The 12,635-nt window shown below is 60.6% G+C and carries 9 protein-coding genes; 5 read left to right on the top strand and 4 right to left on the bottom strand.

Annotated elements, in window-relative coordinates; all coding sequences use genetic code 11:
* Positions 1-54: 54 nt before the first annotated feature.
* Together gyrA and mtnA are read right to left on the bottom strand one after the other, a co-directional pair.
* Positions 55-2,718: a DNA gyrase subunit A gene (gene gyrA, locus ACTJK9_RS07895; RefSeq protein ID WP_074688032.1), complete on the bottom strand. Its 2,664-nt coding sequence runs from the start codon at positions 2,716-2,718 to the stop codon at positions 55-57.
* Positions 2,719-3,142: 424 nt separating this feature from the next.
* The gene (mtnA, locus tag ACTJK9_RS07890; RefSeq protein WP_039770560.1) at positions 3,143-4,219 is read right to left on the bottom strand and encodes an S-methyl-5-thioribose-1-phosphate isomerase; all 1,077 of its coding nucleotides are present in this window, start codon (positions 4,217-4,219) and stop codon (positions 3,143-3,145) included.
* 108 nt (positions 4,220-4,327) lie between these two features.
* Here mtnA and ACTJK9_RS07885 point away from each other — a divergent pair, with 108 nt between their 5' ends.
* The 5 genes from ACTJK9_RS07885 to ACTJK9_RS07865 all read left to right on the top strand — a co-directional run bounded on the left by ACTJK9_RS07885 (position 4,328) and on the right by ACTJK9_RS07865 (position 9,187).
* Positions 4,328-5,662, top strand: a complete 1,335-nt coding sequence (locus ACTJK9_RS07885) for a TRZ/ATZ family hydrolase (protein ID WP_440813211.1) — start codon at positions 4,328-4,330, stop codon at positions 5,660-5,662.
* Between the two features lie 57 nt (positions 5,663-5,719).
* Positions 5,720-6,418: a bifunctional 2-polyprenyl-6-hydroxyphenol methylase/3-demethylubiquinol 3-O-methyltransferase UbiG gene (ubiG, locus tag ACTJK9_RS07880; protein ID WP_039770564.1), complete on the top strand. Its 699-nt coding sequence runs from the start codon at positions 5,720-5,722 to the stop codon at positions 6,416-6,418.
* 4 nt (positions 6,419-6,422) lie between these two features.
* Positions 6,423-7,082: an N-acetylmuramic acid 6-phosphate phosphatase MupP gene (gene mupP / locus ACTJK9_RS07875; protein ID WP_440813207.1), complete on the top strand. Its 660-nt coding sequence runs from the start codon at positions 6,423-6,425 to the stop codon at positions 7,080-7,082.
* A gap of 75 nt (positions 7,083-7,157) precedes the next feature.
* Complete coding sequence (locus ACTJK9_RS07870; RefSeq protein ID WP_039770568.1) at positions 7,158-7,898, top strand: YciK family oxidoreductase; 741 nt, start codon at positions 7,158-7,160, stop codon at positions 7,896-7,898.
* 362 nt (positions 7,899-8,260) lie between these two features.
* Entirely contained in the window at positions 8,261-9,187 is a 927-nt protein-coding gene (locus tag ACTJK9_RS07865) for a GGDEF domain-containing protein (RefSeq protein ID WP_221397883.1), read from the top strand.
* Between the two features lie 61 nt (positions 9,188-9,248).
* On the opposite strand, the gene ACTJK9_RS07860 is transcribed toward ACTJK9_RS07865, so the two are convergent.
* Both ACTJK9_RS07860 and ACTJK9_RS07855 read right to left on the bottom strand, forming a co-directional pair.
* A complete protein-coding gene (locus ACTJK9_RS07860) occupies positions 9,249-10,043 on the bottom strand; it encodes a TenA family transcriptional regulator (RefSeq protein ID WP_440813205.1) in 795 nt (264 codons plus the stop codon).
* A gap of 46 nt (positions 10,044-10,089) precedes the next feature.
* The gene (locus ACTJK9_RS07855) at positions 10,090-12,552 is read right to left on the bottom strand and encodes an EAL domain-containing protein (RefSeq protein WP_085612163.1); all 2,463 of its coding nucleotides are present in this window, start codon (positions 12,550-12,552) and stop codon (positions 10,090-10,092) included.
* Positions 12,553-12,635: the final 83 nt, after the last annotated feature.

Genomic DNA, 12,635 nt, shown 5'->3' with positions numbered 1-12,635 from the left:
GCTATGCAATCACGGTAGCGGACAGAGCAAACACTCTGCCCTGCTACGATTTGGTTAGTCTTGCGACTCTTCTTCGTCTGCGGCGTCCGCCTGCAGGTTGTCGACCGCATCGTCCGGTTCGGCGCCGATCACGCCTTCTTCCAGCTCGACACCTTCTTCGCCTTCAAGCTCGTCACCTTCCACTTCCGAAGGCTCCTGAACCCGCTCCAGACCGACCAGGGTTTCATCCTTGGCCAGCTTGATCAGGGTCACGCCCTGGGTGTTGCGACCCAGGCTGGAGACTTCATCGACACGGGTACGCACCAGCGTGCCCTGGTCGGAAATCAGCATGATCTCCTCGCCGTCGAGCACCTGAACCGCACCGACCAGACGGCCGTTACGCTCGTTGCTGACCATGGCGATCACGCCCTGGCCACCACGCTTGTACTCAGGGAACTCGGTGATCGCGGTGCGCTTGCCGTAGCCACGCTCGGAAGCGGTGAGGATCTGGCTGCCTTCTTCCGGGATCAGCATCGAAATCAGCTTCTGCCCTTCCGGCAGACGCATGCCGCGCACACCGCGGGCGGTACGGCCCATGGCACGAACATCGGATTCCTTGAAGCGGGTCACCTTGCCGCCGTCGGAGAACAACATCACTTCTCGCTCGCCATCGGTGATGGCTGCAGAGATCAGCACGTCGCCTTCATCCAGCTCCAGCGCGATCAGACCGACGCTGCGCTGACGGCTGAAGGATTCCAGCGGGGTCTTCTTCACGGTGCCGTTGGCGGTCGCCATGAAGATGTAGTGACCCTCGGTGTATTCCTCGACCGGCAGCATGGTGGTGATGTATTCACCGTCATCCAGCGGCAGCAGGTTGACCAGCGGACGACCACGGGCGGCGCGGGATGCTTCCGGAATTTCGTAGGTCTTCAGCCAGTACACCTTGCCCTTGCTGGAGAACAGCAGCAGCGTGGTGTGGCTGTTGGCGACCAGCAGGTGAGCGATGTAGTCCTCATCCTTCACGCCGGTCGCCGATTTGCCTTTACCGCCACGACGCTGGGCCTGGTACGCAGCCAGCGGCTGGGTCTTGGCATAGCCACCGTGGGAGATGGTCACGACGCGCTCTTCTTCCGGGATCATGTCGCCCAGGGTCAGGTCGAGACGAGCATCGAGGATTTCGGTGCGGCGCACATCGCCGTATTCGGCGCGGATAACTTCCAGCTCTTCGCGGATCACTTCCATCAGGCGCACGGCGCTGTTGAGGATGCGGATCAGCTCGCCGATCTGGTTGAGGATCTCTTGATACTCGGCCAGCAGCTTTTCGTGTTCCAGACCGGTCAGGCGGTGCAGACGCAGTTCCAGAATGGCTTGCGCCTGCTCTGGCGACAGGAAGTACTTGCCGTCGCGCAGACCGTATTGCGGATCGAGGTTTTCCGGACGGCACGAATCGGCACCGGCACGCTCAACCATCGCGACCACAGCCGAGGATTCCCACGGCGTGCTGACCAGCGCTTCCTTGGCTTCCGACGGAGTCGGCGAAGCCTTGATCAGGGCAATGACCGGGTCGATGTTCGACAGGGCAACGGCCTGACCTTCGAGGATGTGACCACGCTCGCGCGCCTTGCGCAGTTCGAACACGGTACGGCGGGTAACCACTTCGCGGCGGTGACGGACGAAGGCTTCCAGCAGGTCCTTGAGGTTGAGGATCCGTGGACGGCCGTCGATCAGGGCAACGATGTTGATGCCGAATACCGATTGCAGCTGGGTCTGGGCGTAGAGGTTGTTGAGGATCACCTCTGGCACTTCGCCGCGACGCAGTTCGATCACGACGCGCATACCGTCCTTGTCGGACTCGTCGCGCAGTTCAGTGATGCCTTCGAGTTTCTTCTCTTTTACCAGCTCGGCGATCTTCTCGATCAGACGTGCCTTGTTCAACTGGTAAGGGAGTTCGGTGATGACGATCTGCTGACGGCCACCGACCTTGTCGATGTCTTCGATGATCGAACGGGCGCGCATGTAAATGCGGCCACGGCCGGTGCGGTAGGCTTCGATGATGCCGGCGCGGCCGTTGATGATCGCGGCAGTCGGGAAGTCCGGGCCGGGGATGTATTGCATCAGCTCATCGACCGTCAGCTCGGGGTTGTCGATGAGGGCCAGGCAACCGTCGATGACTTCACCGAGGTTGTGCGGCGGAATGTTGGTCGCCATGCCCACGGCGATGCCGCTGGAACCGTTGACCAGCAGGTTCGGCACGCGGGTCGGCATGACCGCCGGGATCAGTTCGGTGCCGTCGTAGTTCGGCACCCAGTCCACGGTTTCCTTGTGCAGGTCGGCCAGCAGCTCGTGCGCCAGCTTGGTCATGCGCACTTCGGTGTATCGCATGGCCGCGGCGTTGTCGCCGTCCACCGAACCGAAGTTGCCCTGGCCGTCGACCAGCAGGTAACGCAGGGAGAATGGCTGCGCCATGCGGACGATGGTGTCGTACACCGCGGTATCACCGTGCGGGTGATACTTACCGATCACGTCACCGACGACACGGGCAGATTTCTTGTACGGCTTGTTGAAGTCGTTGCCCAGCTCGCTCATCGCGAACAGCACGCGACGGTGCACGGGCTTCAAGCCATCGCGCGCATCCGGCAGTGCACGGCCGACGATCACGCTCATCGCGTAGTCGAGATAGGACTGTTTCAGCTCGTCTTCGATATTGACCGGGAGGATTTCTTTGGCCAGTTCGCCCATGAGAAGCCTGATTCCTTTTTCTGGTGAAACTTCGCCATATCCATAGGGGACGCACGAAGCTCGTCGATGCAGGCCGAGTGCCATGCACCGACTTACGACAAATCGACAAGTTGACCCTGGATTTGCGCAGTGAAGACAACCCCGTGGGGCCGCCTCGGAAAACGCCGGATGTTATCACAAGAGCCGCCACGCACCTATCCCCCAGATGCGCATGGAGCATAGTTAGATGACCGATGACAGGCTTAACGGGGACGAGAGAGGCTCAGAGCTTCCCTGAATGCAAATTTCGGGGCGAAATTGCGGATGTTTATTGACTTTCAAGGCCCCATCGCGAGCAGGCTCGCTCCCACAAGGTTCTGTGGCGATCACAAAACCTGTGGGAGCGAGCCTGCTCGCGAAGAGGACAACGCAGACATCAAGCCAATCAATGCAAGCGCTTGCGGCACATCAACTGCGCCATTTTCGCGGTGTCCGGGCGCTCGACGATGCCTTTTTCGGTGACGATCGCATCGATCAGGTCCGCCGGGGTGACGTCAAACACCGGGTTGAACGCCTCAACGTCAGCCCCGACACGTTTGCCGCCAACCTCCAGCAACTCGGCGCCGTCGCGTTCTTCGATCGGAATGTCATCACCGCTCGCCAGATTCATGTCGATGGTCGAGCTCGGCGCCACCACCATGAAACGCACGCCGTGGTGCATGGCGTTGACCGCCAGTTGATAGGTGCCGATCTTGTTCGCCACGTCGCCGTTGGCGGTGATCCGGTCAGCGCCGACGATCACCCAGGTCACGCCTTTGGTCTTCATGATGTGCGCAGCGGCGGAGTCGGCGTTCAGGGTCACCGGAATGCCTTCGTTGGCCAGTTCCCACGCGGTCAGGCGCGAGCCTTGCAGCCACGGCCGGGTCTCGTCGGCGTAGACGCGCTCGACCATGCCCTCGATGAACGCTGCGCGAATCACCCCGAGCGCCGTGCCGAAACCGCCGGTAGCCAGGGCGCCGGTGTTGCAGTGCGTCAGAATCGCCTGGGCATTGCCCTGATGCTTGCGGATCAGGTCGACGCCGAGCTGAGCCATGGTCAGGTTGGCCTCGCGATCGCTTTCATGAATGGCGATGGCCTCGGCTTCCAGCGCCACCAGTGGATCGGCGTTTTCCTTCAAACGGTCCAGCCGGTCATGCATGCGGTTCAACGCCCAGAACAGGTTGACCGCTGTCGGCCGGGAATCGGCCAGCAGCATGAAATCCTCTTCCAGCGCCGCGTACCAGTCGCCCCCCTCGGCAATCCGGGCACGGGCCGCCAGTACGATGCCGTAGGCGGCACTGATGCCGATGGCCGGCGCACCGCGCACCACCATCGAACGAATCGCTTCGGCCACGCCGGCGGCGCTGGTGTAGGCGATCCAGTTTTCCTCGAACGGCAAAACGCGCTGATCCAGCAGGTGGAGCGCGCCATCACGCCAATCGATGGCCTTTACTTTCTCCGCAGCCAACAGTCGATCGCGCATCCCTCACCCCGCACTCATGAACAAAAGCCGCCGATTATAGCGATCCCCCCGCGAAGACGCTCGGGTATACTTCGCCATCCTTTACAAAAGCACTGGAACCGACCCTCGATGCCGAAACCTGCCATTGCGCTCGACTTATTATTGCTGCCGACCTGGCTGGTACCCGTCGAACCCGCAGGCGTTGTGCTCAAGGAGCACGGCCTGGGCATCCGCGACGGCCGCATCGTGTTCATCGGCCCGCGTGCCGAAGCGCTGAAGTGTAACGCCGCCGAAGTCCGCGATCTGCCGGACGTGCTGCTCAGCCCCGGCCTGATCAACGCCCACGGCCACGCCGCGATGACGCTGTTCCGTGGTCTGGCCGACGATTTGCCGCTGATGACCTGGCTGGAAAACCACATCTGGCCGGCCGAGGGCAAATGGGTCGATGAAGATTTTGTGCGTGACGGCACCGATCTGGCCATCGCCGAGCAGATAAAAGGTGGCATCACCTGTTTCTCGGACATGTACTTCTTCCCCAAGGTTGCCAGCGAGCGCGTGCACAACAGCGGAATCCGTGCGCAGATCGCGATTCCGATCCTCGACTTCCCGATTCCGGGTGCCGCCAGCGCCGATGAAGCCATTCGTCAGGGCGTCGAACTGTTCGGCGACCTGAAGCATCACGAGCGCATCAAGATCACCTTCGGCCCTCATGCACCCTACACCGTGGGCGACGAGAACCTGGAAAAAATCCGCGTGATCGCCGAAGAACTGGACGCCTCGATCCACATGCACGTCCACGAAACCGCTTTCGAAGTGCAGCAAGCGCTCGAACAGCACGGCGAACGCCCGCTGGCCCGCCTCGGTCGTCTCGGCCTGCTCGGCCCGCGCTTCCAGGCCGTGCACATGACCCAGATCAGCGATGACGACCTGGCGTTGCTGGTAGAAAGCAACACCAGCGTGATCCACTGCCCGGAGTCGAACCTGAAACTGGCCAGCGGCTTCTGCCCGGTGGAGCGTCTGTGGCAAGCCGGGGTCAACGTCGCGGTCGGCACCGATGGCGCGGCGAGCAACAATGACCTGGACCTGCTGGGTGAAACCCGCACCGCCGCCCTGCTGGCCAAAGCCGTCGCCGGCTCGGCCACCGCGCTGGACGCCCACCGGGCCCTGCGCATGGCCACGTTGAACGGCGCGCGAGCCCTGGGAATCGAAGCCGAGACCGGCTCGCTGGAGCTCGGCAAGGCCGCAGACATCGTCGCTTTCGATCTGTCCGGTCTGGCGCAACAACCGGTCTATGACCCGGTCTCGCAACTGATATATGCCACCGATCGCGACTGCGTGAAACACCTGTGGGTCGCCGGCAAGCAGTTGCTTGACGACCGGCGTCTGACCCGACTGGACGAACAACAGCTCGGCGAAACCGCCCGGGCCTGGGGCCGACGCATCAGCGGCCACACCGAATCGTAAACACCTCGGGGCACACTCCGGGGCTACAGCCTTTTTCAAGTTTTAGAGGATTGAATCATGAGCAACGTCGACCACGCCGAAATCGCCAAATTCGAAGCCCTGGCCCATCGCTGGTGGGACCGCGAAAGCGAGTTCAAACCGCTGCACGACATCAACCCGCTGCGGGTCAACTGGATTGACGAGCGTGTCAATCTGGCCGGCAAGAAGGTCCTCGACGTCGGTTGCGGTGGCGGCATTCTCAGCGAAGCCATGGCCCAGCGCGGCGCGACCGTGACCGGCATCGACATGGGCGAAGCGCCGCTGGCGGTCGCGCAACTGCATCAGCTGGAATCCGGCGTGAACGTCGAATACCGGCAGATCACCGCCGAAGCCCTGGCCGAAGAAATGCCCGAGCAGTTCGACGTGGTCACCTGCCTGGAAATGCTCGAGCACGTACCGGACCCGTCCTCGGTGATCCGCGCCTGCTTCCGCATGGTCAAGCCCGGCGGCCAGGTGTTCTTCTCCACCATCAACCGCAACCCGAAGGCCTACCTGTTCGCCATCATCGGTGCCGAATACATCATGAAGCTGCTGCCGCGCGGCACTCACGATTTCAAGAAATTCATTCGCCCGTCCGAGCTCGGCGCCTGGAGCCGCATGGCCGGCCTGACCGTCAAGGACATCATCGGTCTGACCTACAACCCGCTGACCAAGCACTACAAGCTGGCGGCGGACGTTGACGTCAACTACATGATCCAGACCCTGCGCGAGGAATAAGCCGATGGCCATCAGAGCAGTCCTTTTCGACATGGACGGCACGCTGCTCGACACCGCGCCGGACTTCATCGCCATTTGCCAGGCGATGCGTGCGGATCGCGGTTTGCCGCCTATGAACGACAAACACATCCGCGACGAAATTTCCGGCGGCGCCAAGGCCATGGTCGCGGTGACGTTCTCGATGGATCCGGAGTCGCCGGGCTTCGAGGAGTTGCGCCTGGAGTTCCTCGAGCGCTATCTGGTGGGCTGCGCCGTGCACAGCAAGCTGTTCGACGGCATGGGCGAATTGCTGGCCGACATCGAGAAAGCCAATCTGGTCTGGGGCGTGGTCACCAACAAGCCGCTGCGCTTCGCCGAGCCGATCATGCAGCAGCTGGGGCNGGCCCTGCTGATCTGCCCGGATCACGTGAAGAACAGCAAGCCGGATCCCGAGATGCTGACCCTGGCCTGCAAGATGCTTGATCTGGATCCGTCGACCGTCCTGTTCATCGGCGATGATTTGCGCGATATCGAATCCGGCCGTGACGCCGGCACCAAAACCGCTGCCGTGACCTATGGCTACATCCACCCGGACGACAACCCTCGGCACTGGGGCGCGGACGTGGTGGTGGATCATCCGCTGGAATTGCGCAAGGTGCTGGATAACGCACTCTGCAGCTGCTGAGACCTGACGCGGAGCGTCGTTGGCTGCATTCCTTTGCTGCGCAGGGGAACGATCTGACTCTTGATGAGGTTTTTTATGTTTGATTACACCGCTCGCCCCGAATTGCTCAAGGATCGGGTCATTCTGGTCACCGGTGCCGGTCGTGGCATCGGTGCGGCGGCCGCCAGGACATACGCCGCCCACGGCGCGACCGTGCTGCTGCTGGGCAAGACCGAAGCCAATCTGACCCAGGTCTATGACGAGATCGAAGCAGCCGGGCATCCACAGCCCGCCGTGATCCCGTTCAACCTCGAAACCGCCCTGCCCCATCAATACGATGAGCTGGCGGCGATGATCGAGACCGAGTTCGGCCACCTCGACGGCCTGCTGCACAACGCCTCGATCATTGGCCCGCGCACGCCGATCGAGCAGTTGTCCGGTGAAAACTTCATGCGCGTCATGCAGGTCAACGTCAACGCGATGTTCATGCTGACCAGCACCCTGCTGCCGCTGCTCAAGCTTTCACAGGATGCTTCGGTGGTGTTCACCTCCAGCAGCGTCGGGCGCAAGGGCCGTGCTTACTGGGGCGCCTATGGCGTGTCGAAGTTCGCCACTGAAGGGCTGATGCAGACTCTGGCCGATGAAATCGACGGCGTGGCGCCGGTACGCTCAAACAGCATCAATCCGGGCGGCACCCGCACGAGCATGCGCGCACAGGCGTACCCCGGTGAGAACCCGCTGAACAACCCGACACCGGAAGAGATCATGCCGGTCTATTTGTACCTGATGGGCCCGGATAGCACGGGTATCAATGGCCAGGCCTTCAACGCCCAGTAATGCCATACGTCGCAATTGTTGCCGTGGCGGAATCCCGTCGCGGCAGGCAATTGCCGCCTTCAGTACCTCCAACTCTGTCAAACAACCACCACCTACTCCGCTCTAAAAAATCCAAGTTATTGATTCTCATCGGTTTTCAAAAAATATGAACCGTATGGCATGACTTTCGCTCTACATCTCCTCAAAGCACGCCGAGTGAAGGCAGCCGGGCAGGGCCTGATGCGATAGCTGACTAATCGTCATCGGGCAGACTAAACTTACCCCAAATGTCCTACGGGACTGATGGATCAGTATGACGCGCAGCCCATAGCCGCTCTCACCCAGCCTGTAAGACAGACTTACTGCTTAGGGGCTCACGCCATATGAAATCACCCTCCCAGACCACTGCAATTGACTTCGACAGTGCCAAATTGCAACGCCTGGGCTTTGGTCAGCAGCCTCCCCTGCTGGCGCGACCTGTCAGCCTGGCGCAATTGCGCCAGCACATGAGCCTGCAACTGCAAACCAGCCTTGAGCCTCAACGCATCCTCGGTCTGTTTTTCCGCGAAGTTCAGCGCCTGGTGCCGCTGGACGCCCTGACCTACGTGCACGACGGCAGCGACTTGCGCCTGGAGTTCGGTGCTCGCGGGCACCATTCGGCCAGCTATAGTCTCAGCCACGAAGGCGAGCATATGGGTGAGTTGGTGTTCCGCCGCAACCAGCGCTTCAACGAACAGGAACTGGGTTATCTCGAGTCACTGCTGTCGGCCCTGCTGTACCCGATGCGCAATGCATTGCTTTACCGCGCCGCCACTCAGAGTGCCCTGCGTGATCCGTTGACCGGAGCCGGTAACCGCATTGCGATGGAGCAGACGTTGCTGCGAGAAATCGAAATGTCGCGCCGGCACCTGCAACCACTGTCGGTGCTGATGCTGGATATCGACCACTTCAAACAGGTCAACGACCTTCATGGTCACAGCGCCGGCGATGAGGTCCTCAAAGCCGTGGCCGCGTCAATCAAGGGCCAGTTGCGCAATGTCGACATGGTGTTCCGTTATGGCGGGGAAGAATTTCTGATTCTGCTGTCCAACACCGGTCGCGATGCGGCCGCCATGGTCGGCGAGCGCCTGCGTCAGGCGGCGCAGGCCCAGGATTACTTCGCCAATAATCAATTGATCGAACTGACCGTGAGCCTCGGCTGCTCGACCCTGTTGCCGGGCGAATCCGCCGACAGCCTGTTGCGTCGCGCCGACAGCGCGCTCTATGTCGCCAAGCGCGAAGGCCGCAATCGCCTGACCATGGCAGGCTAGATTTTCTCCGCCAACAAAAAACGGGAGCCAAGGCTCCCGTTTTTTATGGGTGTCGCCGAAATCAGCTCTCGACCAGCGCCCGACGCTCACGCCCGACCAACACCCGCTCCGCCAGCTCAAGCTGCATGCAGCGCTCAAGGAACAGGTACATGTAGTCGTAACTCTTGCAGATGGCCTGTCGCAGTTCCGCCTGCAAGGCTTTGCTCGGGTTTAGCCCGGCGAGGGTGCAGATGATCTCCAGCGCTTCCCACGGGTGGGCGTCATCGTACTGGGCGTGCATCTTCAGCCACTTCATGGCCCGTTTGCGATCTTCTTCAGGGAAAGCGGCGGCATAGACCCCCGTCGAACACACCAGCGCCGACCACTCCCCGGTCGCGCCTTCGATGGCGTAGTTGGTGGCCGCGATGGCCACGATCAGCGAATCCGCCGAACTGGTGTGCCAGCACCAGTGGCTCAGGGCATGCAACTCCGGTGGCACTTGCTGCGCTTGCAGGTCTTCCAGGCTCACCCCATGGGCCCGGCTCCAGTGCATCCAATAATCGGCGTGGTTGAGTTCGACGCGGATGTTGCGCATCAGCCAGCGCCGCGCCATGTCCTCGCCCGGGTGGCGGGCGAATTTGGTTTTGGTCAGGTTCTGCGCCATGTACAACGCGAATTGCTCAACGACGGGCCAGCCCCCGATCAGGTACTGGCGCATGGTTCTGGCGCTGAGCTTGTTATCACGCATGCGCAGATAAAGTTCATGTTCGACAACCCGGCGTTTGCTCTCGCTGCAATCCTGGATCAACTGTTGCGCCCAGGCGGGATAACTTGCAGCTTCCATGAGTGGTCCGGTTCGGTTGAATGTGTCGATCACTGTTCGGCTCCTTTTGATTTGTGATTGTAAGGATCGGCAAGAGACTTCAACGGAATGTGCCAGGCGCCTTGAACAACAACGGCTGCGGTCTGGCGGGCCGACTTTGCAAACTGTCACAGGTAAACAACTGCGGGCGTTCAATAACATAACCCTGAGCGTAATCCACGCCGATTTCAAGCAATGCCTGCTCGATCTGCGCTGTCTCGACAAACTCGGCAATTGTCTGCTTACCCATGACATGCCCGATGTGATTGATCACTTCGACCATAGCGCGGTTAATCGGGTCGTCCAGCATATCCTTTACGAAACTCCCGTCGATCTTCAGGAAGTCTACAGGCAAATGTTTCAGATAAGCGAATGAAGACATTCCGGCGCAAAAATCATCCAGGGAAAAGTAACAACCCAAGCCTTTGAGTTCATTGATAAATCTGATTGCACTACCCAGATTTGCAATGGCACTGGTTTCTGTAATTTCAAAACAAATCATTTCAGGCGGTATGCCGTAGTTATCAAACTGTTCCCGCAGAAAGTGCAAGAACGCGTCATCTCCGATAGTAATGCCTGAAAGATTAATCGCACACATTGCCAGAGGACCCTGACACTTATCGTTAATACATTGGGCAATAACCTTAAATACATTCTGCACAACCCAGCGATCCAGCGATGTCATCAATCCGTAACGCTCGGCCGCCGGTATGAAACTGTCCGGGAGAATCATCCGGCCCGCTTCGTCATGCAGACGCAGCAGAATTTCGATGTGCCCGCGGGCACCACCGGCAACCGAGCCCAATGGCGCGATTTCCTGGGCGTAGAGACAAAAGCGGTTTTCTTCCAGGGCCATGTGCAGACGTTGAACCCAGGCCATCTCGCCGAAGCGCAGGGACAGTTCCGAGTCGTCGGCATGGTAGACCTGCACCCGGTTGCGGCCCTTTTCCTTGGCCATGTAGCAGGCCATGTCGGCAGCCCGCAGCGAGGCTTCGAGGGTGGTCGGCGTCTGCGCCACATGCACCAGGCCAATGCTCACCGTGGTCAGGAACGGTCGCCCCTTCCAGACGAAATGCAGGTTCTGTACGGTCTGGCGCAAACTCTCTGCGATCTTCTCGGCGGCCTCCGGGGCACAGTTCTCCAGCAGGATGCCGAACTCGTCCCCCCCCAGCCGCGCCAGGGTGTCGCCCTCGCGCAAGCCGGATTGCAGCAACGCGCAGATATGCCGCAGCAATTCATCGCCGGCCGCGTGCCCGCAGGTGTCATTGACCAGTTTGAACTGGTCGAGGTCGAGGAACATCAGCGCATGGCGTCCAGCTTGCCGGGTCAGGTTATGCAGGGCCTGTTCGAGGCGGTATTCGAACTCGCGGCGGTTGGCCAGGCCGGTCAGTGCATCGTGGGTCGCCTGCCATGACAGATTGGCGATGTATTGCCGCTCCTGGGTCATGTCATGCAGCACCAGCACGGTGCCGCTGACCTTGTCGGAATTGCGAATCGGTGCCCCGACCAGGGTCACCGACACGGTACTGCCATCGAGCCGCTGGATCAGCTTGGAGTGTTCACTGCCTCCGCTGAGCTGGCCACTGAGAATATGCTCGATCAGGGTCAGTCCTTCGGTCTGGGCGTTGTCGTCCAGCAGATTGAACAGTGCCGCGAGTGGCAACCCGGCCGCCTGCTCGGCTTTCCAGTGGGTCAGGGCTTCGGCGGCCGGGTTCATGTATTCGATGGCCCCGCTCACGTCGGTGGTGATCACCCCGTCGCCAATCGATTGCAACGTGATATGAGCCCGATCCTTTTCCAGCTGCAAGGCCTCGGCGAAGGCATGTCGCTGCTTGAGCAGTTTGCGGGTACGCAGCAATGCCAGCACGATCAGGCCCAGCGCCGTGGCGAGGTTGGTGAACAGCAACAGACGCAGGATCACCCGCGACCCTTCACCCAAGGCATCACTGAAGGCCTTGGCGGCGGGCGTCACGCCGTCGTTGATCGCAAAGATCCGGTCCTTCCAGCGCCGGATATCCGCCTCGGTGGCAGCATTGGCAATGATGGACCGATGCATCTCCCGGGCGACATCATCGAGTTCCACCAGATAGGCGTCACCCAGCGTCCAGCGGTCGATGGCGATTTCCAGATAACTGAAGTGACGGAAATTCAGGTAGAGCCAGATCAGGCTGGAAACATCGTCCGGGTGGTTGCCGCCCTTGAGGATGCCCTCGCGCGCCGATTGCAGATCGGGCGGTTGTCTGTCCAGTGCCAGACGCAACTGATGACCGCCCTGAGGCACGGCGATTGCGTTCTGATATTTGAGGTAAATCGCCTCGTCACGACTGTCGGCATACAAATTGAGGTAATAGATGGCGTCTTTCTGGCCCTTGGACCAGAGACTCTCGCCCGCCACATAACCACGAACGGCCGACAGGACATAGAGGCTCACGCCTCCCAGCAAGGCTTGAAACAACACGACGGCGATAAATGGCCAGACGATGCCCAGCAACCGAGGCGTTCCGAGAGTCCGCTTTTGCTTCATGGGATTCCTTGCGTGAGCACAGTCCGTTCGTCGTCCGGACGAAATCGCTATCACGAGACTAGGTTGGCTTGTGAATCTAGGCA

Source organism: Pseudomonas sp. 22082 (assembly GCF_052046055.1).
Lineage (GTDB): Bacteria > Pseudomonadota > Gammaproteobacteria > Pseudomonadales > Pseudomonadaceae > Aquipseudomonas > Aquipseudomonas pharyngis.
This window is presented reverse-complemented; position numbering and strand designations above follow the sequence as displayed.